General features: G+C 65.2%; 24 protein-coding genes and 1 pseudogene. 11 read left to right on the forward strand and 14 right to left on the reverse strand.

All coding sequences use genetic code 11. The features are described from left to right. Nucleotides 1-19: 19 nt before the first annotated feature. From AC51GR_RS19930 to AC51GR_RS19940, 3 genes are all read right to left on the reverse strand, one after another. Entirely contained in the window at nt 20-1,243 is a 1,224-nt protein-coding gene (locus tag AC51GR_RS19930) for a L,D-transpeptidase (protein ID WP_496326376.1), read from the reverse strand. Nucleotides 1,244-1,411: 168 nt separating this feature from the next. Beyond that, nucleotides 1,412-1,858 (reverse strand): DUF6153 family protein, encoded by a 447-nt coding sequence (locus tag AC51GR_RS19935; protein ID WP_496326377.1) that lies wholly within the window; start codon nt 1,856-1,858, stop codon nt 1,412-1,414. Between the two features lie 196 nt (nt 1,859-2,054). Next, nucleotides 2,055-2,702: a TetR/AcrR family transcriptional regulator gene (locus AC51GR_RS19940; protein ID WP_496326378.1), complete on the reverse strand. Its 648-nt coding sequence runs from the start codon at nt 2,700-2,702 to the stop codon at nt 2,055-2,057. A gap of 92 nt (nt 2,703-2,794) precedes the next feature. Here AC51GR_RS19940 and AC51GR_RS19945 point away from each other — a divergent pair, with 92 nt between their 5' ends. Together AC51GR_RS19945 and AC51GR_RS19950 are read left to right on the forward strand one after the other, a co-directional pair. Continuing rightward, on the forward strand, nt 2,795-3,682 hold the full coding sequence (locus AC51GR_RS19945; RefSeq protein ID WP_496326379.1) for an alpha/beta fold hydrolase: 888 nt from the start codon (nt 2,795-2,797) through the stop codon (nt 3,680-3,682). Nucleotides 3,683-3,739: 57 nt separating this feature from the next. Then, on the forward strand, nt 3,740-4,462 hold the full coding sequence (locus AC51GR_RS19950) for a lysophospholipid acyltransferase family protein (protein ID WP_496326380.1): 723 nt from the start codon (nt 3,740-3,742) through the stop codon (nt 4,460-4,462). Nucleotides 4,463-4,473: 11 nt separating this feature from the next. Here the strand turns inward: AC51GR_RS19950 and AC51GR_RS19955 are convergent, their stop codons facing one another. Beyond that, the gene (locus AC51GR_RS19955) at nt 4,474-5,331 is read right to left on the reverse strand and encodes an SDR family oxidoreductase (protein ID WP_496326381.1); all 858 of its coding nucleotides are present in this window, start codon (nt 5,329-5,331) and stop codon (nt 4,474-4,476) included. 119 nt (nt 5,332-5,450) lie between these two features. Here AC51GR_RS19955 and AC51GR_RS19960 point away from each other — a divergent pair, with 119 nt between their 5' ends. Next, a complete protein-coding gene (locus AC51GR_RS19960; RefSeq protein ID WP_496326382.1) occupies nt 5,451-6,425 on the forward strand; it encodes an NAD-dependent epimerase/dehydratase family protein in 975 nt (324 codons plus the stop codon). 172 nt (nt 6,426-6,597) lie between these two features. Here AC51GR_RS19960 and AC51GR_RS19965 read toward each other — a convergent pair whose 3' ends face one another. From AC51GR_RS19965 to AC51GR_RS19975, 3 genes are all read right to left on the reverse strand, one after another. Next, the gene (locus AC51GR_RS19965; protein ID WP_496326383.1) at nt 6,598-7,188 is read right to left on the reverse strand and encodes a TetR/AcrR family transcriptional regulator; all 591 of its coding nucleotides are present in this window, start codon (nt 7,186-7,188) and stop codon (nt 6,598-6,600) included. A 64-nt stretch (nt 7,189-7,252) separates the two neighbouring features. Further along, a complete protein-coding gene (locus AC51GR_RS19970; RefSeq protein ID WP_496326384.1) occupies nt 7,253-8,182 on the reverse strand; it encodes an EamA family transporter in 930 nt (309 codons plus the stop codon). A 78-nt stretch (nt 8,183-8,260) separates the two neighbouring features. Beyond that, on the reverse strand, nt 8,261-8,881 hold the full coding sequence (locus AC51GR_RS19975) for a class I SAM-dependent methyltransferase (protein ID WP_496326385.1): 621 nt from the start codon (nt 8,879-8,881) through the stop codon (nt 8,261-8,263). Between the two features lie 109 nt (nt 8,882-8,990). Between AC51GR_RS19975 and AC51GR_RS19980 the strand changes: the two genes are divergently transcribed. Continuing rightward, a complete protein-coding gene (locus AC51GR_RS19980; RefSeq protein WP_496326535.1) occupies nt 8,991-9,155 on the forward strand; it encodes a DUF1272 domain-containing protein in 165 nt (54 codons plus the stop codon). A gap of 13 nt (nt 9,156-9,168) precedes the next feature. Here the strand turns inward: AC51GR_RS19980 and AC51GR_RS19985 are convergent, their stop codons facing one another. Then, a complete protein-coding gene (locus AC51GR_RS19985) occupies nt 9,169-9,786 on the reverse strand; it encodes a TetR/AcrR family transcriptional regulator (RefSeq protein WP_496326386.1) in 618 nt (205 codons plus the stop codon). 101 nt (nt 9,787-9,887) lie between these two features. Between AC51GR_RS19985 and AC51GR_RS19990 the strand changes: the two genes are divergently transcribed. After that, nucleotides 9,888-11,219 carry a cytochrome P450 gene (locus AC51GR_RS19990; RefSeq protein WP_496326387.1) on the forward strand — a complete coding sequence of 444 codons (1,332 nt, stop codon included), beginning with the start codon at nt 9,888-9,890 and terminating at the stop codon, nt 11,217-11,219. A 21-nt stretch (nt 11,220-11,240) separates the two neighbouring features. After that, nucleotides 11,241-12,130 (forward strand): annotated as a pseudogene (locus AC51GR_RS19995) (LysR family transcriptional regulator). 81 nt (nt 12,131-12,211) lie between these two features. Here AC51GR_RS19995 and leuA read toward each other — a convergent pair. The 3 genes from leuA to AC51GR_RS20010 form a co-directional block, all read right to left on the reverse strand. Next, the gene (gene leuA / locus AC51GR_RS20000) at nt 12,212-14,065 is read right to left on the reverse strand and encodes a 2-isopropylmalate synthase (protein ID WP_496326388.1); all 1,854 of its coding nucleotides are present in this window, start codon (nt 14,063-14,065) and stop codon (nt 12,212-12,214) included. 161 nt (nt 14,066-14,226) lie between these two features. Then, nucleotides 14,227-14,802 carry a nitroreductase family protein gene (locus AC51GR_RS20005; protein WP_496326389.1) on the reverse strand — a complete coding sequence of 192 codons (576 nt, stop codon included), beginning with the start codon at nt 14,800-14,802 and terminating at the stop codon, nt 14,227-14,229. A gap of 35 nt (nt 14,803-14,837) precedes the next feature. Continuing rightward, a complete protein-coding gene (locus AC51GR_RS20010) occupies nt 14,838-16,367 on the reverse strand; it encodes an MFS transporter (RefSeq protein WP_496326390.1) in 1,530 nt (509 codons plus the stop codon). A 123-nt stretch (nt 16,368-16,490) separates the two neighbouring features. On the opposite strand from AC51GR_RS20010, the gene AC51GR_RS20015 reads away from it, so the two are divergent. Further along, nucleotides 16,491-17,189, forward strand: coding sequence for a TetR/AcrR family transcriptional regulator (locus AC51GR_RS20015; RefSeq protein ID WP_496326391.1), 699 nt, complete (start codon nt 16,491-16,493; stop codon nt 17,187-17,189). A gap of 106 nt (nt 17,190-17,295) precedes the next feature. Here AC51GR_RS20015 and AC51GR_RS20020 read toward each other — a convergent pair whose 3' ends face one another. Then, nucleotides 17,296-18,558 carry a putative hexosyltransferase gene (locus AC51GR_RS20020; protein ID WP_496326392.1) on the reverse strand — a complete coding sequence of 421 codons (1,263 nt, stop codon included), beginning with the start codon at nt 18,556-18,558 and terminating at the stop codon, nt 17,296-17,298. A gap of 171 nt (nt 18,559-18,729) precedes the next feature. Here AC51GR_RS20020 and AC51GR_RS20025 point away from each other — a divergent pair, with 171 nt between their 5' ends. Together AC51GR_RS20025 and AC51GR_RS20030 are read left to right on the forward strand one after the other, a co-directional pair. After that, complete coding sequence (locus AC51GR_RS20025; RefSeq protein WP_496326393.1) at nt 18,730-19,995, forward strand: aspartate kinase; 1,266 nt, start codon at nt 18,730-18,732, stop codon at nt 19,993-19,995. Between the two features lie 2 nt (nt 19,996-19,997). Then, a complete protein-coding gene (locus tag AC51GR_RS20030; RefSeq protein ID WP_496326394.1) occupies nt 19,998-21,023 on the forward strand; it encodes an aspartate-semialdehyde dehydrogenase in 1,026 nt (341 codons plus the stop codon). On the opposite strand, the gene AC51GR_RS20035 is transcribed toward AC51GR_RS20030, so the two are convergent. Beyond that, nucleotides 21,020-21,829, reverse strand: a complete 810-nt coding sequence (locus AC51GR_RS20035; RefSeq protein WP_496326395.1) for an endonuclease domain-containing protein — start codon at nt 21,827-21,829, stop codon at nt 21,020-21,022. The genes AC51GR_RS20030 and AC51GR_RS20035 overlap by 4 nt on opposite strands. 99 nt (nt 21,830-21,928) lie before the next feature. On the opposite strand from AC51GR_RS20035, the gene AC51GR_RS20040 reads away from it, so the two are divergent. Next, complete coding sequence (locus tag AC51GR_RS20040) at nt 21,929-23,344, forward strand: NHL repeat-containing protein (RefSeq protein ID WP_496326396.1); 1,416 nt, start codon at nt 21,929-21,931, stop codon at nt 23,342-23,344. Between the two features lie 100 nt (nt 23,345-23,444). Further along, nucleotides 23,445-24,179, forward strand: a complete 735-nt coding sequence (locus tag AC51GR_RS20045; RefSeq protein ID WP_496326397.1) for a hypothetical protein — start codon at nt 23,445-23,447, stop codon at nt 24,177-24,179. Here the strand turns inward: AC51GR_RS20045 and AC51GR_RS20050 are convergent. Further along, nucleotides 24,173-24,886, reverse strand: a complete 714-nt coding sequence (locus AC51GR_RS20050) for a FadR/GntR family transcriptional regulator (protein WP_496326398.1) — start codon at nt 24,884-24,886, stop codon at nt 24,173-24,175. The genes AC51GR_RS20045 and AC51GR_RS20050 overlap by 7 nt on opposite strands. Nucleotides 24,887-24,956: the final 70 nt, after the last annotated feature.

Here is a 24,956-nt window from a genome sequence, read left to right on the forward strand (position 1 = left end):
TCGAGGGTTGATCCCGTGGTCAGGCCAGTGCGCTACCCGCGACCCATTGATCCCAGGGCACGCTCCAGTCGCCGTTCTGCCAGAGTTCCAGCGGTGGTCCTCCGGTGTTGCGCACCTCGACGATGTCGCCGGGTACCGAGAAGTCGTAGAACCACTTGGCATTCTCGGCATTGAGGTTGAGGCAACCGGCGGACATGTTGGTATTGCCCTGCTGGGGGACGGTGTCCTCGAGCTCGTGCAGGTAGATGCCGTCGTTACTGATCCGGGTGGCGTTGTAGATGGTCTCGCGATAGCCCAGCCGGGAGTTGACCGGCAGACCGTAGGTCGACGAGTCCATGATGACCGGGCTGGCCTTGTCCAGCACCGTGTAGATGCCCGACTGTGTCCAGAAATGGATGCTGCGTCCGTTCACCGTTTCGGTGCCGCCACGGCCCATCGAGGTCGGCATTGTGCGCACGAGCTCACCGTTGTTGTAGACGCTGACCTGCTTGGTGGTGTCGTCGGCGATCGACACGTGTGCGTCACCGATGGTGAACGAGGTACTCACGTCTTCCTGACCGAACAGGTTGTCCCCGAGCTGGATTCCGTAGACATCGGCGCTCGCGGTGACGGTGGTGCCCGGGGTGTAGTACTCCTGGGGTCGCCAGTGTGCGTTCTGGTCGTCGACCCAGTGCCAGGCGCCGGTGACGGGCGGGTCGGTGCGCACCGACAACGTGCGTTCCGCGGTCGCGAGGTCGGGGATGGGCTCGTCGAAGTGCGCGACGATCACGATGCCGACACCGTAGGTGCCGCCGTCGGCGAGCAGATTGCCGCCGGTGGTGACGAACGTCGGTTTGGTCTGGTTGCCGGGGATGATCGTCGCGAACGAGGCGGTCTCCTCGGTGCGCTGACCATCGTTGACCGCGTTGGCCACAATGGTGTATTCGCGGCTGTATCCCAGTGGCACAGCGGGTTTCCAGGCAACCCGGTCAGGAGTGAAGATCCCGTCGATGACCGAACCCTCCTCGTTGGTCATCACCACGGACTCCAAGGTGCCGAGCGATGACTCCACGATGACGGGGTCGGTCGGGTTGAACGAGTCCGCGCCGTCGCCGGGCGTGAACGTGATGTCGGGGGCGGCAACGGCCGGGGCCGAGGACGGCTCGCCGGGCGACTCCGAGGGCGAGGTGGATGAGCTGCAGGCCGCGAGCATCACGACGATGAGCGGCAGCAGCAACACCCGCAGAAGCGAGCGGATATGCATGTGATCTCCAGAAACAAGTGGGACGGCACGCCGACGCTCAGGGAACGGCGGCGGGGTGGGGGGTCGGAAAGGGCTATTGGGGTTCAGGGCTGCGTCTGCATGACCTTCATGGTGTCGATTTCGGCCCGGCCGGCAACGGCAAGTTGTCACGGCTGGACGGGGTGCCCATCAGATCCGCAAGATCGACAATTTCTCCAAAGTGGGTGTCGCCCAAGGTGGTGCCCGGGAAGCATGCCTGCCCAGCAGGCCGATACCGGATCGGTGGGCGGGGCCTGCGGCGTGGTGTTTCAGCAGTCGTCGAACGAACATAAGGGCCGAGGCGATCGTGATGACGGCCATGCACATCGCCATCCCGGCACGACCGGAGCAATTGGCGGCGCAGCTCTCCACGATCTGCGATATACCCGAGGCTGCTGACGTCGAGGTTTCGGTGATCGATCCGGTCGACACCATGCGTCCACCAGGGGTATGCGCCATCGGTACCGAGTGCATCAGCAACACACCGGCCAAGACGGCGAGCGCCGCGCCCGTCATCAGCAGTGCGGAGGGGCGAGATTGCCGCCAGGTAGGTGCGACGACGAGAGGTCGCGCGTCTGAATCCACGACCACTGACATGCACCTCCGTTCCCCAGCCTCCGCAAAGGCTTACCCCCCACGGGTATACCTCAAACGTCGACGAATTCCCAGCGTGTGCCACGTTTGTGACCGAATCCATGCTGGGTCGGCTTGTGGCGCAGTTCATTGCACGAGTCGCCCCCCGCGCGTCGAGGCCCCGGGGTGCCAGTTGCTCCCAGAGGCCGGGGGCGAACGGCTAATGCAGGGTGCCGGTCACCAGCGGCGCGATCGTGCGACGGGCGATATCCCGTGCCACGGCCTTGTCGTTGAGGTCGAACAAGCCGTCGGGGACGATCAGGTACCCCAGGGTCAACCGGACGATCGCGTCGGCCTGGATGGCGGGATCCGACGGGGGAAGCAGGCTGTCGGCCTGAGCCATCGCGATGCGCGCAGCGATGAACTGCCGACCGTATTCGATCGGGGACGGGTCGCCGCTGGACAAGATCGCCAGGACGTCCCTGCTGTGTTCTGGTTTCGGGTTGTCGCCGAGGAACCGCTTGCGCAGCTGCAGGCAGGCCACGAAGGCTTCCACGATGCGGTCGGTGGGATCGGTGACCCGCAGGAACGTGGCGGTGATCTCGGTGAGAAAGTTCCGGAGCAGCGCTGCGATGGCTGCCTCGAACACCGCATCCTTACTGCCGAACCGGCGGAACAGGGTGGCCCGGCTGACCCCCGACCGCGATGCCACGTCATCCATCGTCGCGGCCCGGGTACCGAGCTCGGCAAGCACACTCAGGGCCGCGTCGAACACGTCGTCATCTGCGGAATCGGCGTGTTTGTCGGAGACGGCCGCGACGGCAGCGCGCTCGAACAGACGGGGCAGTGGTGCGCCGGGGCGTGGCATCGAAGCAGTATCGCATTTGAGACTTATCTGTTAGTAATGGACTCATGTCCGAATCGGGGAGCCAGACACAAGCTGGCTCGGGTGGGCTGAGCATGACACCCTCTGTGATCGATGTCCGCAGTGCGGACGGCACCCGGTTGCACACCGAGATCCGCGGCCGCCCGGATGCCCCGATCATTGTGCTCTCGCACGGGATCACGTGTTCGATCAGCTTTTGGCGCAACCAGATAGAACAACTCAGTGCAGATTTCCGGGTGGTCGCCTTCGACCACCGCGGTCACGGTAAGAGTGAGGCCGCCCGGTCGGGCAGTTACAGCCTCGACCATCTCGCCGACGATCTGCATGCGGTGCTCACCGCGACCGTCCCGGCCGGACGGAAAGCGGTGGTCGCCGGGCATTCGATGGGTGGGATCGCGGTGATGGCATGGGCGCAGCGTTATCCCGACGACGTGCCGACCCGGGTCCGGGCAGTTGCCCTGGTCAACACCACGTCGGGGCAGATCTTGGACAACGTCCGTTTCCTGCGGGGTCCTGAGCCTCTGATCGGTCTGCGTCGTCGCCTGGCGATCGCGGTGGTGCCGTTGGCTCGATTGCCGCTGCCGCGTCGGATGCCGTTGCGGCGCAGGGTGTTGGCGCATGTCGCGGTCGGAACGTCTGCCGCTGCAGAGGTCGCTTTCGAGGTCGACCGGATGGTCGGCTCCACATCCGCGCGTGGACGCGGTGGTTACGGTGCGTTGTTGGTGGGCATGGTCGAACATGTCGACGCGGGGGCAGTCGACGTCCCGACGATGGTGATCGCCGGGCGCAGCGACAGGATCACGCCGATAGAGCGGTCGCGGCTGATCGCGTCCAAGCTCCCCCAGCTGATCGAACTCGTCGAACTCGACAGCGGGCACTGTGGACCTCTGGAATGCCCCGACGCGGTGACAGAGGCCCTGCGCGGGCTGGCGTTGAAGGTGGCGCATCCACAAACCGGGTGAGCAGCGGTCGGCCGACCATCAACCTACGGTTCCGTAACTTACGGTAGCGTAGGTTTGGTGAACATCGATATTTCCGAGGCCGACCAGGTGTACGCCCACTACCTGGAGCATCAACAGGATCGTCGTGACGCGCTGGTCAAATACGGCTACCTGGCAATGAGGTACCGGCCGCGGGTTCGATTCGCCGAACCCGCGGGGAAAAAAGCACTGACTGCGCTGATCACGTCCGGCGTACGACTGGTGATCTCGATCAATCACATCAGCGAAGTGGATCCGTATGTGGTTGCCGCGGCGGCGTTTCGGTCCCCACTGCGGTCTCTGATCGGACGCACGCGGATTCTGGCGAAAGATGAGTTGTTCCTCGACGAAGGCCTCCGCCGGAAGATCGATTCCATGGGGGGCATTCCGGTGTTCCGGGCCAAGAGCCACGGAACCCGGGTCGCGGCGGAGGCCGGACTGAAGATGATCGACACCTGTGCCGAGCGGATGTCACGCGGGGACAGCATTGCAGTGTTCCCGGAAGGCACATGCAATCTCGAGGACCCGGCCACGGTCGCACCGATCGGCAGCGGGGTCGCGCACATCGCCGTGCGGGCACAAAACGCCGGCTGCCGAGTTGCGCTGGTCAACATGGGACTGTCGTACCCGCACGACAACCACCGAAATGCCGTGGTGATCATGGGAACTCCCACAGAGTTGCAACCGAGGGCGCGTCCCGCCGCCGTCGCCCGGCAGATCCGGCTCGACCTGCAACGCGTCGTGGATCTCGCCGGCGCCTGATCGGCCTCGGGCTACTTCTTGCGGCGCCCGAAGGTGCCGAAGCGGTAGAGGTAGGGCGCGATCCGGTAGAGGGGGACCGCGCGTGGCCATTCGTTGGTCCGGAAGTATGCGTCGGTGCCGCCGTCGACGAATATGACGCTGCCGCACAGGAAGTCGGCGGCGTCGGACAGCATGAAGATCACCCAGTCGGCGAGCTTGTCGGGATCGCCGAATCCGCCGACGGGGACCGGGAACTTCTTGACGGCTTTGGATTCCGTGGGCGAGGCGAGCTGGGCCTCGAGCAGGGGCGTCATGATCGCGCCTGGCGCCAGCGCATTGAGTCGGATGCCCGCGCCTGCCCATTGGGGGGAGACCGCCTGTTGTCGCACCCAGCGACTCACCGCGATCTTCGATGCGGCATAGGCCATCACCGATGCGGCCCTGCCGAACATCCGAACTGATCGCACGGCCTTGTCGCTGTCGCCCGCCAGGAAGGCCCGGATGGCACGACGTGGTACCGCCGGCACCGTGGTTGTGGAATTGCTGGAGAAGACAACCACTTTCGCGGCGTCGGTGGCCGCCAACGCCTCCTGCCAGCCCTGCAACAAGTCGACGACACCGAAGTAGTTGACCTCGGCGATCAATCGCGGGCGATCTCTGCCCGGGCCGGGTCCGAGCCCGGCGGCGAGCACCGCACCGTCGAGTTCGCCCTCGGATCTGGCCAGGACCTCCTCGATGGCGCTGCGGCGACCCGCCGTCGTCGACAGATCGGCGACGACGTCCGAATCCTTGATGTCGACACCGATGACGGTGTGACCGGCCGCGACAAGCTTGGTGGCCACCTCGCGGCCCATTCCCGATGCGGCTCCGGTTACGGCGTACACGCCCATGGCACTACTTCCTCGAAGGTCGGGGGTCTTTCGGATTCCCGTATTAGTGGTCCAGCGGAACAGTAATGTACGCGGTGTACGCCGTCGGGGAGGCTGTTCGGCGCGAAAGGAGTGGGTACATGCTGGTCGCTGTCACCGGGGGAACCGGCTACCTCGGGGCCCATCTGGTCCGAGCGGTCCTCGAGGCCGGGCATCAGGTCCGCCTGCTGGTCACGCCGGACGAGAAGATCGACGAGCTCCTCCCGGTGCTGTCCGCGTCGGGAACCGTCGAGACCCTGATCGGTGACGTGCGCAGCGCCGACACGGTGGACGCGCTGCTGTCGGGGGCCGACGCAGTCATCCATGCCGCGGGTGTGGTCGGCACGGACGATCGCCGTGCGGAGCTGATGTGGGAGGTCAACGCCTATGCCGCCGAGGCCGTGATGCGATCGGCCGTGGAACGGGGACTCGATCCGGTGGTGCTGGTGAGCAGCTATGCGGTGCTGACTCCGACCACTGATCCGATCGTCACCCTCGACACCCCGACCGCGCAGGCGCGCAGTGCCTACGGCAAGAGCAAGGGGTATGCCGAACGGGCGGCCCGGGTGCTGCAGGAAAGCGGTGCGCCGGTCGTGGTCACCTATCCGAGCAGTGTGGTCGGTCCGGCGCTGCACACCGCTCCCGGGGTCACCGAGCAGGGCTGGGGCACCATCGTCCGCTCGCGGTGGGCGCCGCGGGTGCGCGGTGGCATGCAGATGATCGATGTCCGGGACGTGGCAGATGTCCACGCCGGCATCATCAACGCCGGATCGGGCAAGGGTCCACGACGCTACCTCTGTGGCGGTCAGATGTTGACATTCGACGGTATGGTGGACGCGGTCGAAACGGGTATGGGCCGCAAGGTTCGCCGGATACCTCTGCAGCCGAACGCTTTTCGTCGACTGGGCAAGGTTGTCGACGTCATCGGTCGATGGATTCCGGTCAGCGGAGGATTCAGTGGGGAGGCCGCGGAGTTCCTGACCGCGGCGGTCCCGACCGATGACACCAGAACGCTCGCCGACCTGGAGTTGCAGTGGCGATCCCCGGCCGAGGCCATCGTCGCCACCTTCCGTTGACCGTGCCGAAATCACCGTCGAGCGTGCCGAAAATGCCCGGTAACAAACATCTTTGGCACGCTCGACGGCAACTAAGGCCCGCTCGACGGCAACTAAGGCCCGCTCGACGGGGGGCGGGTCCGTTGACCGTGCCGAAATCACCGCCGAGCGTGCCGAAAATTGTGGTGGCGAACTACCCCGCGGGGTCGGTGGGCAAGCCTGCGGCCAGGGTGAGCAGCGTGGTCATCCTCGAACGCAGGGCCGGGGTGTCATCCTGGGCGGCAATGGTTGCCGAGAAGAGTGCGGCGCCGGCGGCCATGACCAAAACGGCGCGGGCGTCGTCGCGGGCGGATTCGTCACCTTCGGTGAACAGGTCGATCGCCGGATCGCTGAAATGGCGCCAGAGCGACGCGCGCAGGTCGGGGTCGTTCTGCAGCGCCACGAGCAACCCCGGCAAGGCTGCCTGAACCTCGTCCCGTGCGAACAAGAGGTGACTGCCCTCCACCACCCACGCGATCCAGCCGCTCCGATCGGTGCCGGTGAACGGCGCCAGATCGGGTGCCTGCCCGAGGATCGCATGCAACACCAATTCGGCCTTCGACGACCAGCGCAACTGCACACTGGTTCGACTCACACCGGCACGAACGGCGACCTGCCGCAGACTCATTCCGTCCCAACCGGACTCGAGGAGGAGCTCGAGGCAGGCGGAGAACACCCGCTGATCGATCGAGTCGTCGCGCGGGCGTCCCACCTGCTGGCCGTCGTGTTCTCCAGCCCCGGTCATACCTCAGATTCAACCAGGGCCGACTGTCGTCGGTGCCGGAAAGCCGCTTCGGGTGAGTGTCCGGCTATGCCGGGATCGGGGTGTTCGACGGCGGTTGTCCCTCGACGGCCGGCTCGGGTGCGCGCCGGGCACTCAGTCCGGCAAAACATCCGATGATCACGATGGCGGCGCCGATGATCTCCCATGGCCTCGGTGTCTCGTCGAGGAAGATCCAGGCGGCCGTGATACCGACCACCGGCACGAGTAGCGAAAACGGTGCAACCCGCGACGCCGGGTATCGCGACATCAGGTAGGTCCACAGACCGGAGCCGACCGCTGTTCCGAACACCACCACATAGGCGAGGCCGGCGAGGGCGACGAGCCCGGTGTGCGAACCCGTCGTGGTGATCGCGTCGAAACCGGCCTGCGGTCCCTCGACCGCCAGACTGAGCGCATACAGCGGAATCGGTGGGATGACACACATCCACAGCGTCAGATGCAGCGCGTTGTCCGGACGGGCCAGTCGCGACCCGATATTGCCGAACGCCCACCCGAGGCCGGCGACCAGTGTCAGGAGTACCGGTAGCAAGGCCGCGGTGGCGCCATGTGTGGTCCGGTCGACGCCGATGATCACCATTCCCGCGATCGCAACACTGATGCCGATCACCTGGCGCCGGCTCATTCGTTCACCGAGCAGCAGGACGCAGAGCAACACGGTGAACGGCGCCGACGATTGCAGGACCAGCGACGCGAGTCCGGTGGGCATGCCCTCGTCCATCGCGAGAAACAGGAACGCGAACTGAACTGTGCCGAAACCGATTCCGTAGAGCAGGAGCCACCGCAACGGCACGTTGGGCCGAGGTACGAACAGAATCACCGGCACCGCCATGACGGCGAACCGCAGGGCTGCGAAAAACAACGGCGGGAAATGTTCGAGCCCGACGTGGATCGCCAGGAAGTTCAGTCCCCACAGCAGCACGACGGTCAGGCCCAGGATGCGGTCGCGAGTGGTCACCCATCCATGTGTAGTGGCCCGGACAGTTCAGTTCAATCTAATTAATGTGGATGAACGTTGTAGGGAAACTTCACCTTCTCAGGCGGTGCGTACCGCCCTGAGTACCGTGTCGCTGATGTGGCCGGCTCCGCCGGACGACGAGTCGACATGACGCGGTTGTGTCCGGTCGACCAGGATCTTCCAGTTGTCGTCGAGGAAGGCCGCGAACTCGTGGGAGGTGTAGTAGTCGAGCGGGTTGAAATCGTCTTCGCCCGAATGTGATTCGATGTGCTTCCGGGCGTGCTCCCCGGAGAAATCGTGGCTGACGACGAACAGCGTTCCGCCGGTCGCGACCGCATCGACGAATCGACGGGCGGCGACATCACCGGGCGTCCGCAGGAGCGGGAAGTAGTGCAGCGACACCAGGTCGAAGGCCGATGCTTCCGGCGGGTTGCGCACCGGATCGGCATGCGTCCAGGTGATGGAGGGGTGATCGTTCAGTTCTTTTGCCCGTGCCAGTGCGGCGGACGAGATGTCGACGGCGGTCACCGTCCAGCCGTGCTCGGCCAACCAATGGGCATCAGCGCCTTCACCGCACCCGACGTCGAGGGCCCGACCCGGCGTGAGGTCGATGATCTCGCCTTCGAGCGCTTGGTTCGGGTTGTTGCTCCAGACGCGGTCGGTGGTGGTGTACTTGGCGTCCCAATAGGCTTCATCCATGGTTCTCAGTGTTCCTGATGATGCGCGACGCGGCAACGATACTTGCCGGTTCAGCAAGTCCAGACCTCCCGTTGTCGCCCGGAGCGGGGTGGCCTGAGGCATGCTCGAGATGAAGGATCGATGCGAACTCTGCTCGGCGCCATTGGGTTTGGATGCGGCGGCGTGGATCTGTTCGTTCGAATGCACGTACTGCCCGGATTGCCGCGCCGGTCTCGAGAGCTGCCCCAACTGTGCCGGTGAACTCTCTGCGCGCCCACGGCGCGTCACGGGCTGACGCGGACGTCGGTCTACCGGCCGGCCGGCCCCAACAGTGCGAAACAGGCCTGTAGCGCGGTGTCTTCGATGTCTGCCACGGGGCGGCCGTTCTCCACGGTGCTCGCCGTCAACTCGCGGAGTCCGCCGAGTAGCAGGATGGCCATCTCGGTGGTGACCGGTGTGACGCCGGCCGCCCGCATCTGCCGGGTGCCCGTCAGCTCGACGACCGCGCGGATGAAGTCATCGATGGCCTGACGTTGGATCGGGCGGGCATCCTCGCCGAGTGCCGGTAGCTCGCGGATCCAGCACAACGTCATCGCCGGATGTGAATCCATCGAACGGATGTAGGAGCCGATGGCCTGGCGGATCTGGTCGGCCCAACCGGCATCGGGGTCCACCGCGGCGACGATGGCGTCGATGATCTGGGTGTTGGTCACCCGCAGGAGTTCGATGAAGCAATTCTCTTTGGACGTGAACTCCTGATAGAAGGTGCGCCGCGAGGTCCGGGCGTGTTTGACGATGTCGGAGACCGTCGTCGCGCGGTAGCCGCGTTCGGTGATGGACTCGCCGAGCGCTTCGAGTAGCCGCAGGCGGTATTCGTTGTTGCCCGCAGGGCTCGACGGAGCCGGGGTTGCGGCGGGATTCGGCACATTGCCACGATACGGCGCGCCCACCCTTGTAACGTGCGGTACGTCGGCGTACCGTCTGGTGAAACCAAGTGACGCAGAACACTGGCGGGGAGTGGTTCGGCATGAGTGCAGTTCGACACGAGACGACCTCCGACCAGGGCCGTCCCGGGGCCGGGCATCTGCCGCCCGGACTCCGGTCACCACGAGTGCTCCAGGCCGTGCCCTTTGTGATCTCGAGGCGTCAGACGATGGCGTTGGCCGCCAAGCGTTTTGGTCCGGTGTTCACCATCGATATCCCGGTTTTCGGCAAATCGGTGGTGGTTGCCGACGCGCACCTGGCCAAGCAGGTGTTCACCACACCGTCGGACGTGCTGTCCAACGTCCAGCCCAACCTCAGCCGGATCCTGGGCGAGGGATCGATGTTCGCCCTGGAGGGCGCTGCGCATCGCAATCGGCGCAAACTGCTCACCCCGCCGCTGCACGGCAAGGCCATCAAGGTCTATGAGCAGATCGTGGCGGAGGAGCTGACCAAGGAGACCGACACCTGGCCGGAGGGTGAGGAGTTCGCAACCGTCGGCCCGATGATGCGGGTGACGCTGGATGCGATCCTGCGGGCGGTGTTCGGTGCACAGGGGGAGCATTTCGACGCGCTGCGGGAGGTCATCCCGCCGATGGTCGAAACGGGGTCGCGGTGCGCGACGATTCCCGATCACGTGCAAAGAGGTCCGATCGGTCCCTGGGCGCGATTTCGGAAATTACGGTCCGAATACGACGCGATCATCGAGCAGATGGTTGCCGTTGCCCGGCAGGACCCGGATCTCGAAAACCGCACCGACATAATGGCGTTGATGCTCCGGAGTTCGTATGACGACGGTTCGGCGATGACCACCAAAGAGATGGCCGACGAATTGGCGACACTCCTGGCCGCCGGACACGAGACCACCGCCAACACCCTCGCCTGGGCGTTTGAACGGCTGACCCGGCACCCGGAATTGGTGGCGCGCCTGACCGCCGAGGCCGCGGAGGGTGGATCCGAACTGCGGCAGGCCACCATCCTGGAAGTACAACGCAGCCGTCCGGTGATCGACTTCGCCGGCCGACACGTCCTGGCTGCCGATTATGAACTGGGGCAATGGCGAATCCCCAAGGGCACCACCATTCTCGTGGCGATCTCGCTGTTGCACGACGACAGCGAACAGTTCCGGAACCCGGAGATCTTCGATCCGCAACGATTTGTCGGTAACCGGCCATCGGCAGCGTGGATACCGTTCGGTGGCGGTACCCGGCGTTGCATCGGAGCGGCGTTCGCGAACATGGAGATGGACGTCGTGCTGCGGGATGTGCTGCGCGATTTTGCGATCGCCGACACCGATGCCCGCCCGGAGCGGTGGCACGGACGCGGAGTGGCCTACGCACCGCGACGGGGTGGGCGGATGACGGTCCGGCGCCGCTAGTCCGCGACTAGCGTTGCGGGTATGGACCTGCAGCGGTTACGCATACTGCGAGAGTTCGCCGACCGCGGCACGATCGGCGGCGTCGCACAGGCACTGAACATGACGCCGTCGGCGGTGTCGCAGCAGCTCAAGGTGCTCGGCCGCGAGGCAGGTATCGCCCTGCTCGAACAAGACGGACGGCGAGTACGCCTGACCGATGCCGGTCGGGCGCTGGTCCTGCGGGCGGATGAGGTCGTCTCGGCGGTTGATCGTGCGGCCGAAGAAATGGCGTCGTATCGCGATGATGCGGTCGGTTCCGTGCGGATAGCGATGTTCCCCTCGGGTGCCGCACTGCTCCTGCCGGGAGTCATGGAGCGGATGGGCGGGGCCGGCATCGCGTTGATCGCCCGGGACGAGGACGTGCGATACCAGGAAGCGCCGGCGTTGCTCTCTGATTCGGATGTGGTTCTCACCCACCGCGACGAGCGAGCCCCGCAGGTCGTCTCGGCCCGCGTGGCAACAACTTTCGTGATGCGGGAACCCATCGATCTGGTGGTCGGTCCGGACCATCGCCATGCCGGTCGCACGGAGGTCACGCTCGCTGAACTCGCCGACGAGGACTGGATCAGTGTGCGCGACGGTTTCCCCGTCGACGACGCGCTGTTGTCGCTGGCCGCGATCACCGGGGTCCAGCCCCGGGTGATGCATCGTATCAACGACTTTCGGGCCATCGAGGCGTGGTGGCGCGAGGTCATGGGATCGCTCTGATGCCGCGGTACTCGGTCTGCGACCCCAATGTTGTCCGGTTGGTGCTCACCGGGGTCCGGGCGGCCCGGGTGTATGAGGCGCTCTGTCGCCCGGGTGCCCAGGACCGCGGCGCCGTGCGTCAATTGATCAGCGCCCTGGTCACCGAGGCGCGCGAGCTCGATTAGTGCCCAGCCACCTGAATTTGCACCGTCCACCAGCAATTGCGGGTGGACGGTGCGAAATCGAGTGGGTGGTGGCCGGGCCGGCTACGGGGCCCAGGTCCGAGGTGCCTGCTCACTGTCCTCGGGGACGGCGCCGCCGGCAGCGCGCACCGACCGGTTCACGGCGGACACCACGGCCCGCAGCGAGGCGGTGGTGATCGACGGCGCGATGCCACAACCCCACACCGTCTCACCATTGATCTCGACCTCGACATAGGCGGCCGCGTTCGAATCGTCACCGGAGGTCAGCGCGTGCTCCGAGTAGTCCAGGACCTGGATCTGATAGCCGACGGTCGAGAGGGCATCGACAAAGGCGGCCAGCGGGCCGTTGCCGGCACCGGAGATCTCCTTCTCTTTGCCGTCGATCTTGACCGTCGCGGTGATCTGATCTTCTCCGCCGTCGACCTCGGCTGCGTCGACCCGCTGCTTGACGCGCTCGAGCGGACGGATCGGCTGCAGGTATTCCTCGGCGAAGACGTCCCACATCTCCTTGGGCGACACCTCGCCACCCTCGCCGTCGGTGATCTTCTGGATCTCGCGGCTGAACTCGATCTGCAGACGCCGGGGCAGCTGCAGGCCGTGATCGGCCTTCATGATGTAGGCGACGCCGCCCTTGCCCGACTGGCTGTTGACCCGGATGACCGCCTCGTAGTTGCGGCCGACGTCCTTCGGGTCGATGGGCAGGTACGGGACCGCCCAGGTGATGTCGTCGATGTCGGAACCTGCTGCGTCCGCATCGATCTTCATCTGATCCAGGCCCTTGTTGATCGCGTCCTGGTGGCTTCCGGAGAAAGCTGTGTAGACCAGGTCGCCACCGTAGGGGTGACGCTCGTGCACGCCGAGCTGGTTGCAGTACTCGACCGTCCGGCGGATCTCATCGATGTCGGAGAAGTTGATCTGCGGGTCGACGCCCCGGCTGAACAGGTTCATGCCCAGGGTCACCAGGCAGACGTTGCCGGTGCGCTCGCCGTTACCGAACAGGCAGCCCTCGATCCGGTCGGCGCCGGCCTGGTAGCCCAATTCTGCTGCGGCGACACCGGTTCCGCGGTCGTTGTGCGGGTGCAGGCTCAGGATCACCGAGTCGCGGCGGGCCAGGTTGCGGTGCATCCACTCGATCGAGTCGGCGTAGACGTTGGGTGTTGCCATCTCGACGGTGGCCGGCAGGTTCAGGATGATCGGGTTCTGCGGGGTGGGGTCGATGACCTCGGTGACCGCGTCGCAGACCTCTTTGGCGAACGAGAGTTCGGTGCCGGTGTACGACTCCGGGGAGTATTCGTAGCGCCAGTTGGTGTCCGGGTACTTCTGCTCTTCGGCCTTGGCCTTGTGGGCGGCGTCGGTGGCGATCTTCTTGATCGCTTCCTTGTCTGCGCGGAAGACCACCCGACGCTGCAGGATCGACGTCGAATTGTAGAAGTGCACAATCACATTCGCGGCGCCACGGCAGGCTTCGAAGGTGCGCTCGATCAGTTCGCCGCGGCTCTGCGTCAGCACCTGGATCGTGACGTCGTCCGGGATGGCGCCGTCCTCGATGATCTCGCGGACGAAGTCGTAGTCGGTCTGGCTGGCCGACGGGAAGCCGACCTCGATCTCCTTGTAACCCATCCGCACCAGCAGGTCGAACATGCGACGCTTGCGGGCCGGGCTCATCGGGTCGATCAGCGCCTGGTTGCCGTCGCGCAGGTCCACCGCACACCACATCGGTGCGCGGTCGATGACCTTGTCGGGCCAGGTGCGGTCGGGCAGTGCCACCGACTCGACCTCGTCGGCGAATGGACGGTATCGGTGGGCGGGCATCGCCGAATTGCGCTGAGGATTCCAGGCGGGCTGATCGGCGGGAATGGGGCCGGCCGGTTCGACGATTCGGCTGGCGTTGGAAGTGAAAGCATCTGCGGCAGGCATTGGGTCAATCTCCGAAGGTGGTGGGGGCAAGACCGGCGCGTCACAAATCCCGCGACGGGAAGCCGGTCTGGATCAGACCCCGCCGCGGCAGAGGAGAAGGAGCACGCGCTGCATGTTTGGCACTCTACTCTCGTCGTTCCCGAACTCCAAAGGGGGTCCCGTCAGTGCCCTGACGTGTACGGATGGCCCCAGGAGTCACTGAAGGCGACGTCCGGTAGGGGCAATCTCGTGCGCTCGCGCCGGTCACGTTCGACCACCTCGGGTGCCAGGGTGTCCGGGTCGGCAAGCTTGCCGATGGCCACGATGAGGAGCGGTCGGTGGCCGGGCGGTATCGCAAACCGTTCGATCATCGCCTCGGGCCGGAACCCGCCCATCGGGTGAGCATTCCATTCGTTTGACTGCGCCTGCGTGATCATCTGCGACGCCGCCAGGCCGACGTCCATGGTCGCGTAGTCCTGCATCTTCGGTTCGTTCGGAACGTCGTTCGTGCACAACAGGATCAACGCGGCCGCGGCCGGTGCCCAGGACTGGTTGCCGCGCTTGAGGCCCTCGACAAGTCCGGCGAACGTGGGCTCGCCGCGGACGCCGACGATGAAACGAACGGGTTGTTCACCGCCACCGGTGGGCGCCCACCGACCGGCCTCGAGGATTTCTTCGAGATGTTCGGCGGAGATCACCGCGGCGCTGTCATAGCCGCGGGCGCTCCACCGTCCGGCCAGGATCGGATGTAGGGGCACGGTCGTAACTCCTTGTGGTGGAGCCGCTTTGGCTCCTACTTTGCCGGTTGCGCGACCGGTGTCCGAGTGCGCAGCAAGACCGCGACGATGACGGCCATCGCAGCCAAGAGTGCCACGTTCACGACCGCGGTGACGTGCAGGCCATCGACAAAAGCGCTGCGTGCGGCGTCGGCGAGGGTGGCCTGGGCAGCGGGGTCCAGGTCCTGCGCATGCGTGAGGGTTTCCGACAGGGTGTCCTTGGCGCCGGTGTTCTCGGTGTTGCTGCGGAACACCATGGTCGCCACCGAACCCAGGATGGCCAGGCCGAACGCGGTACCCAACTCGAAGCTGGTCTCGGAGATGCCCACGGCCGCACCGCTGCGTTCGGTGGGAACCGACGACACCGCGACGTTGGAGACCAGCGAGAAGATCATGCCGTAGCCGATACCCGCGACCGCCGAACTGATCAGATACACCCCGACACCTTCGGAGACACCGAGCCAGATCATCCCCGCGTTGCCGATGGCGGCGAACACGATGCCGATCACGAACGCCCAGCGGACCGAGACAAACGCCGCGATCCGGGAGGCGCTCATCGAGAAGGCCGCGACGGCGATGGCCATCGGAAGCCCGAGCAGGGCCGCGGTCATCACGTCTCGTCCGAGCACCGACTGCAGGTAGATGCCGGTGAGGTAGCTCAGTGCGCCGAGCGTCATCATGCCGGTCAGCGCACTGCCGATCGCGGCCGAGAACCGGGCGTTGCGGAACAGTTTCAGCTCGAGCAGCGGGAACGGGGTACGGCGTTCGTGACGGATGAACAGCCACATGCCGACGATTCCGATCGCCGCAAAGACCAGCGTGGTGTTGTCGAGGCCTTCTGCCGCACCATGTTTGACCGCGTAGACCAGTGGCAGGATGCCGAGCATCGACAACACGATGCCGAGCACGTCGAAGGGATCGGTGGTGCCCGAGCGGTATTCCGGGACCAGTCGCGGAGCCAGAGTGAGGAGAATCAGCAAGACCGGCACGTTGATGAGGAACACCGAGCCCCACCAGAAATGGTGCAACAGGACGCCGCCGATGACCGGGCCGAGCGCTGATCCGCCCGCGAATGCTGCGGTCCACACCCCGATCGCCTTGGCGCGGGTCACGGCATTCGGGAACATGTTGCCGATCAGCGACAGGCTCGACGGGAGCAGCGTTGCCCCGCCGATGCCCATGATGGCGCGGGCGGCGATCAGTGAGGAGGCGTCCGGGGCGAAGGCGGCAACCGCGGATGCGATGCCGAAGAGGGTGGCACCGATCAGCAGTAACCGTCGCCGGCCGAAACGGTCACCGAGGTTGCCCATCGTGATGAGCAGGCCCGCGATCAGGAAGCCGTAGATGTCGACGATCCACAGTTGCTGGGTCGCCGAGGGCGCCAGTGCTTCGCTCAGTGTGGGGATGGCGAGGTAGAGGACCGAGAAGTCCATCGAGACCAGGAACACGGGCAACGTGAGGACTGCGAGCCCGAGCCATGCGCGGCGGTCGGGGCGATGGTCTTTCGCCTCGGCTCCGCTGTTGGCCGGTCGGTCCGTGATGCTCACTGCAGTACTCCTGGTCGATAGGGTTTGGGTACAACGTACGCATATGAGTACGTTGTACGCAAAGCGTTTATTCCGCGGTTTCGGGACTGCCGGGAGAATGATCAAGCGAAGGAGGCTGCGGAGATGAGTGTTGCTGATCCCGAACAGGGGACCGATGGGGTCAAACTGACCCGTGTCGCGGTGGTGAACGCTGCCATCGAGCTCGCAGACGCCGACGGCTTCGGTGCGGTCACCATGCGCAAGATCGCCGACCGGCTGGGCGTCGGGACGATGTCGCTCTACCGGCATGTCTCCGACAAGGACGCCCTGCTCATGGCCATGTCCGACGAGATCGGCGTCCGCTTTCCTTATCCGCCTGCCGGTGATGCGAACTGGCGGCAGCGGGCGTTGATCGCGGCCGACGTCGACTGGAATCTCTATCAGCGCCATCCCTGGGTCCTGCTCGCGTTTGCCTCACCGCGCAGCAGTATGGGGCCGCAGAGCCTGAACTGTCTCGACTGGCTGGTGGACGGATTCCTGGAGTTGGAGATCACCACCGCGGAGGCCACGGAGATGGCGTTGTCGCTGTGGAATCACATCGCGGGCACGGTCCTCAGTACTGTCGCCGAACGCCTGCTGCACGACCGGGCCGACGAGGGCGGCGAAGGACAAAGCGGATTCATGCGACTGCTCGCCGGTAGGCCCGACGGCACACCTCCGCCGCATCTGGCAGAACTCGTCGGGACCGGCAACCTGCAACTGACCGATCCGCGTTATCTCCTCGATCAAGGCATCGACGCTCTGTGCGACGGCTTCGAGGCCAGGGCCCGCCGCCTCCGCTGACTCCACCGACCTGCTTGAATTCGCGCCACTTACCTACGTTCGCGCCGGTTGCAACCGGCGCGAACGCAGGCAGGTGGCGCGAATTTCCGGTTTCGCGGTGGCCCGGTCACATGGCGTGCGGATACACCGTCAGCATGTGGGCACCGAACCAGGAACTGAAGGTGATCACGATGATGGCGACGATCACCTGAGTCGATGTCCGGCGTTTGGCGAGCCCGATGGCAAACGGGATCAGCAGGACAAAGGCCGGTAGCAGGAGCCGCGGCCGGCTCATCATCAGTCCGCTCGAGGCGACGATTGAGACAACCACCAGGGCGCCGTACACCGACACCGGCCAGGGCACCCGGTCCACAAAGCTGTAGATGGCCAACGCGATGGTGATGACGATGATCCAGGCCGTCGCCACCGGCGCGATTTCCGGCGAGTTCACCAGGGCGAAGTTCACGAAGTCGAACGCGGCTTTGCCGTAGTCGATCCCGGTGTTCCATCCCTGCGTCTGGATCCGGAACCAGCCCAGCGGTTCGCCGGTCTTCTGCCACACCACCGCCAGATAACCCAGATAGCCCAGTGGGCTGATGATGATCGCAACCCAGGCGCGCCAGCCGTCGCGATGCCGCAGTGCCGCGGCCAGGATGACCACGCCGATCAGCACGACCGCGGTCGGCCGACTGAGCCCGGCCAGCATCGCGCAGGTCCCGGCCAGCAGCCACCGCTGTTGTAAGACGCCGACCAGCGTCCAGGCGGCCAGGGCGCAGAACAGGGCTTCGGTGTAGGCCATCGACAGCACGATGCCCATCGGGGCCGCGGCAAAAAACACCGAGAGCAGCAGGCCGGCCCGAGCGGGATCGGCCTTGGATAGGCGGGATTCACCGGACTCGTCGCGTTCCTCGGTGAACCAGTTGGTGATGCGGGCCGGGATCCAGCGGGGTGGATTCGGCCGGTTCTGCATCTGCTCGCAACAGATGGCACCGATCCGCGCCACACCCACCGCAGCGAGCGCCCCGAGGAACACGTTGACGGTGAGCGCGGCACCGAGCGGGCTGAAGCCAGGGATCTTGTCGACCGCACCGGCGAGCATCGGGTACCCGGGAAAGAAGGCGTAAGGCGTATCGGAGTCGCGCATACCCTGCGCGTCGGTCTGGGTGAGAGGAACGCCACCATAGCCGTGCTCTGCGATGGCCAACATCCATTTGCCGTCCCAGGCCGACAGCACCGACCCGAGCCCACCATTACCTCGGAGCTGATCGAACCGCTGCAGGGTCAGCAGTCCGATGAGGCGGATCACCAGGAAAGCCGCTATCGGTTCGATCCAGCTGCGGTGCTTGTACAGCCGATCGCTGACGGTTTCGATTGTCGCTCGGCTCAGCACCTCACGGATCCTAGTGTGGACCGGCCGCCGGCATCGACCAAGTGGTTGCGCCCGATGCGTCGGCGCACGTGAAGATGCAGGTGGCTATCCTTGCACGGGGCTGTAGCGGTCCCTATTTTTCAGGCTGTCTGATTTCTGGCAGCTCGATGCAAGCGAGAGAAGGGAAACTGCGTGGCTCTGGTCGTGCAGAAGTACGGTGGCTCATCAGTGGGCGACGCCGAACGCATTCGTCGGGTGGCGGAGCGCATTGTCGCGACGCGCAAGGCCGGCAATGACGTCGTGGTTGTCGTGTCCGCGATGGGTGACACCACCGATGAACTCCTCGATCTGGCGGAGCAGGTGTGCCCGTCCCCGCCGCCGCGGGAAATGGACATGCTGCTCACCTCTGGTGAGCGGATCTCCAATGCCCTGGTGGCGATGGCGATCAGCTCCCTGGGCGCCGAGGCGCAGTCGTTCACCGGGTCTCAGGCCGGTGTGATCACCACGAGCAGCCACGGCAAGGCGAAGATCATCGACGTCACGCCCGGCCGCGTTCGGTCGGCGCTCGACGACGGCAAGATCGTCCTGGTCGCCGGTTTCCAGGGTGTCTCGCAAGACACCAAAGACATCACCACGCTCGGACGCGGGGGTTCGGACACCACCGCGGTTGCTCTCGCCGCCGCGCTCAACGCCGACGTCTGCGAGATCTACACCGACGTCGACGGCATCTACACCGCCGATCCCCGAATCGTTCCGAACGCCAAGCATCTGGCCACCGTCTCCTTTGAGGAGATGCTGGAGATGGCGGCCTGCGGCGCAAAGGTTCTGATGCTGCGCTGTGTGGAATATGCCCGTCGTTACAACGTTCCCGTTCATGTGCGCTCGTCGTACTCAAACAAGCCCGGCACCATGGTGTCCGGATCGATGGAGGACATTCCCGTGGAAGAAGCCATCCTGACCGGCGTTGCCCACGACCGCAGCGAGGCCAAGGTGACCATCGTCGGGCTCGACGACAAGCCCGGCTACGCCGCCAAGGTGTTCCGCGCAGTCGCCGATGCCGAGATCAACATCGACATGGTTCTGCAGAACGTGTCCGAGGTCGCGACCGGAAAGACGGACATCACCTTTACGTGTCCGAAGGAAGTCGGGCCGCTCGCGGTCGAGAAGCTGTCGAAGCTCAAGGACGAGATCGGCTTCAGCTCGATCCTTTACGACGATCTCATCGGCAAGGTGTCGCTGGTCGGTGCCGGAATGAAGTCGCACCCGGGAGTCACCGCGACGTTCTGTGAAGCGTTGTCGGATGCCGGGATCAACATCGAACTCATCTCGACTTCGGAGATCCGCATCTCGGTATTGTGCCGCGACACCGAACTCGACGAGGCTGTTCGCGTACTGCACGCCGCCTTCGATCTCGGTGGCGACGAAGAGGCCACTGTCTACGGCGGAACGGGGCGATAGCCATGGGTGTACGTGTTGGTGTTGTCGGTGCCACCGGTCAGGTCGGCGCCGTCATGCGAAAACTGCTGGAAGAGCGTAACTTTCCCGCCGACGAGATCCGGTTCTTTGCATCGCCGCGGTCGGCGGGCAAGAAGCTGCCGTGGCGTGGTGGCGAGATCGTGGTGGAAGATGCCGCAACGGCAGACCCCACCGGACTCGACATCGCGCTGTTCTCGGCCGGTGCCACCATGTCCCGCGAGCAGGCACCTCGTTTTGCCGCCGCCGGTGTCACGGTGATCGACAACTCGTCGGCGTGGCGCAAGGATCCCGATGTGCCGCTGGTGGTTTCAGAGGTCAACGGCGAGGAGGCGCGCAACCCCAAGAAGGGGATCATCGCCAACCCGAACTGCACCACGATGGCCGCGATGCCGGTCCTCAAGCCGCTGCACGACGCAGCCGGCCTGCAGCGACTGATCATCTCGTCGTACCAGGCGGTGTCCGGCAGCGGACTGGCCGGTGTCGAAGAACTGGTGTCGCAGTTGCGCGCCGGTATCGATGATGCCGAGAAGCTGGTTCACGACGGTTCCGCGGTCTCGCTGCCCGAACCGGTGAAATACGTTGCGCCGATTGCTTTCAACGTGCTGCCCTTGGCCGGTGCGCTGGTAGACGACGGTTCCGGTGAGACGGACGAGGATCAGAAATTGCGCAACGAATCGCGCAAGATCCTCGGACTTCCCGAGCTGCTGGTCAGCGGAACCTGCGTGCGGGTTCCGGTGTTCACCGGGCATTCGCTGTCGATCAATGCCGAGTTCGGACGACCGCTCTCTGTCGAGGAGGCCACCAAGCTCCTCGAGGGTGCGCCCGGTGTGACGGTGACCGAGGTCCCGACCCCGCTCGAGGCCGCCGGCAAGGACAACTCACTGGTGGGCCGGATTCGTCAGGATCCGGGTGCTCCGGAAGGTCGCGGGCTGGCACTGTTCGTCTCGGGTGACAACCTCCGTAAAGGTGCGGCGCTCAATACCATTCAGATTGCTGAGCTTCTCGTTTAGTTCGGGCCTGACACCGGCGAAACTGTCAAATAGCAGGACTCCGAGGGCAAATAGCCCTCGGAGTTCCTGTATTTGCCAGACTTCGCCGGCAGCGGCCGCCTACGGTGCCGATCAGACCGGGCGATCGCCCTGATCTCGGCGAGCACGCCGTCCCAGCCGTAGAGCACGTCGTCGTAGGTGAGCCGCATCGTCAGCCGGCCGTCGACCAACGCGCGACGGTTGCGACGACGATCGTTGTGGTAATTCTCCAGGCTGGTGTGATGCCGCACGCTGTCGCATTCGAGGAGAAGACGACCGACTCCCAGGTCCACCCGGCCGACGCCCGAGACCTGAGGCTGAACGATCACCGTGAATCCGATCGCCCGAAGCCGAACGCGGACGATTGATTCGGTGCCTGACTGGGATGCCGGATCGCATTTGTCCAGGAGCTGAGCGACCCGCCGGGACGATGCGCCCATCTCCGAGGCCATCTGAGCCACTGTCAGCTCGGCCGTGTTCAGCGCCGAATCGCAGGTGGCGATCCAGTGCTCGGGGCTCATACATCGTGCCGCAGAGAGCACTGCGGTGGGGATCGGATCGACAGCGGTCAGTGAGCCGAGGACGCCGCCGGCCCGGACCGCTTCGACCACCTCCGGATCCGCTGTCGGCGTCGCGTACCAGCCCTGCCGCAGTCCGATCAGCGCGCCGGTCTCGGTCTCGCGCCGGATCTGCCAGGCGCTCAACCCGTGCCGGTGCAGTTCTTTTGTCGAGTAGACACCGAAATCCATGGTGATCAGACGAATTCGGGTGAGTGCAGGTTCGATCACCCTGAAAACTGTGAAATACCAGTGCTCCGAGGGCATACAGCCCTCAGCGTCCCGATATTTGCCAGTTTTCGGGGCGAGTTGCCCGCGTCGTGCTTGGATATGCGGGTGATGCGCTCTGGGGGTCCGGCAGTGTTGTTTCTCGCGGTGCTCTTGTCGTTCGTGCTGACGGCACCGGTCGCGCAGGCTGATCCGATTGCGCCCGATGTCGGCCCGGCCGGAACCGCGCTCATCCACGGAGACCTGGCCTCCACGGATTCGACCCCCCACGCCGGCCCCGGCGCCGACGGGACGTTGCTCGCCTCGTCGCTGCCCGGTGGCGCCTGCGCGGCGACGTTCATCGGCAGTGACGGACTGCCGGTCGCCCTCTGCACCGGCTACGCCGGAATCAACCCACCAGGTTTTGCCGTCCCGACTGTGGCACTTTTCGACCCCACGACAGCGCAGCCGATCGCGTCATTGCAACTCACCAAAGGTGGACTGCTCGGCGGGGTGTACGGCTATCTCGACAGCCGCGACCGCGTCGTGATGGCGGACGGGTCGGGTTCGATCCTCAAGATCGCCCACCGCAGGAATCCCGACGGACGCCGTCAGCTGTTCGTCGATGAGCGCGTGGACGTCAGCGGACAGATCCCTGCCGGTGACGCCATCACCGGACTCGCGCCGGACTTCGACGGGCGGATCTGGTTTGCGACCACCGGTGGTGTCATCGGCACCGTCGACACCGGTGGCCGGGTCGGGTCCACGCACTTGCCGGAAGGCGAGAAGCTCACCAACGGTCTCACCATCCGCCGGGACGGGGCGTCGATCCTGACCAGCAAGGCGCTGTACGAGATGCGGGCTGATCAGCAGGGAACGCCGCTCATCGTCTGGCGGGTCACCTACGAGACCGGAGAATTTCGACGCCCGGGCCAGCTGGCGCCGGGATCGGGCACCACGCCAACATATTTCGGTCCGAACGGGGATGAATGGGTCGCGATCGTCGACGACGCGCCCCGACCCAGATTGCTGGTCTATCGTTCCGACGACGGTTCACCGGTCTGCAGCACCGACGCGTTCGGGACGTCCGGGCAGGGCACCGAGAACTCACCGATGGCGTGGGGCAACTCCATCGTCATACCGAGCACCTATGGCTTCCAGTATCCGCCCTTCGCCACGTCGGGACCGAGTGATCCACCGGCGGCGGCATTTACGGGTGGGATGACTCGTATCGATGTGTCCGACAACGGATGTCATCGGATATGGGAAAGCGGTGACCGCATGGCCACCCTGCCCAAGCTCTCCCGCGCCGACGGTCTGATTCATGCGCTGAGTTACGGACCACTGGCACCCGGCGGGGGAGTGCAGCAGATCGGACCGGTCTATTACACGGCCGTCGACTTCCACACCGGGGAGCGACGGGCGCACACCCAGGTGGGGATCGCGCCCATCGACGAGCCGATGCAGCTCACCGGAACGATCAGCGCCGACGGCGCGCTGTGGCAGGCGACTATCGGTCGGATGTTGAAGATCGGCTGAACCGTCACCGCCATGGGTTTCCCGTGAAACCAAACTCGCTTCACTTTGCCGGTGACGGGGTGCGGTCTGCGGACAGGTGGCGGGTGCAACAATCGACGGTGTGACGCAGGACCCAGGGGATCAGCCGACTGAACCGGAGCGCGACCGACCGAACGTCGAGAAGTCAGAGGTGGCGCCGGGCGACTCGGCGATCGTGCCGCCTGATCTGGCCGGTATGCCATCGCTGGCGGAACTCGATGCGGCCGACATGGCCAGGATCGCGCAGGGCCGGACCTCCAAAGACAAGGACCACGCCGACCTCGAAGACGACACCCCACCGCCGGCGTCGTTGTATCACGCCTGGCTGTTGTGGCTCGGTGCCGCGGGAGCCGCCCTGATCGGGGTGATCTACGGGTTCGCGAATCTGGGTTCGATCACCGACCTGCTGAAGGAACGTCTCCAGGAGGGCGTCCGGGACGACCCGAGCAACGCCGCACCTGCCGACCAGATCGAGTCGATCGCCGGATTCTTCCCGCCGGCCATGCTGATCACCACCCTTGTGCTGCTGGCGGTCCAGTACCCGCTGCTGGTCGCGGTCGGTCGTCGCCGTAGTCGCGGCGCCCGCAACATTTACGTGACGATGGCATTGGTGATGCTCCTGTGCATCCCGATGGGCATCGACCTGCTCTTCGACTACTCGTCGGTGCCTGCTGCGATTCGGATCATCGGCTGGCTGCAGTTCACCTTGTTGTTGTTCTCCGCGCTGTTCGCCCTGCGGCGCGGCGTCAATCAGTGGTTGCCGTCGTCGCAGCGGATGAAGCCGACGCAGATCTTCCGCCCCGGTAGTCGCTACTGATCGCTGCCGGGGTTCGAGACGGCGGCCGCGGCCTCGACGATGATCTCGCGCATGGCCCGCTCCGCGTCGGCCGGATCCCGCAGTCGGATGGCCCGTGCCACCTGATCGTGGAGGTCGATCGCGGCGGGGTTGGGGCGGGTCGGCATCATGCCGTGATGGGTCCGTCCCGCGAGGACCTCACCGACGACATCGCTGAGTGCCCGGAACATCTCGTTACCGCTCGCCTCGAGCAGGGTGCGGTGAAAGATCATGTCCGCGAGCAGGTATTGGTCGAGGTCGCCGGACCGGCCGTGTACCACCATGTCCGACACGGCGGCGGCCAGGATGCGGCACTGATGCTCGTCGGCGCGTTCGGCGGCGAGCGCTGCGGCGACCGGTTCGAAACCGCGGCGCAACTCTGAGAGCGTCAACAGGAACTCGGTTCGCTCGCCCGCGTCGAGGCGCCAGCGGATCAGCCGTGGGTCGAAGACGTTCCACATCGCTTTGGGCTGAACGGTGATTCCCACCCGACGGCGGGAGGCCACCATGCCCATGGATTCCAGGACCCGGATGGCTTCGCGCGCGACCGTCCGCGACACCCCGTAGTGCTTGCCGACGCCGTCGAGTGTCAGCACATCACCGGCGGAATGGTGGTCGGACACGATCCGGGTTCCGAGATCGGTCACAACATTGCCATGCAATTCACCCACGGTTGTGTCAGATGCCACGCAATTATCTTCTCATTCGCTTGCTCGTGTACCAAAGAACTGGTTTTATGACGGACAACCTTACAAAAGT

The organism is Williamsia sp. z71 (assembly GCF_059553375.1).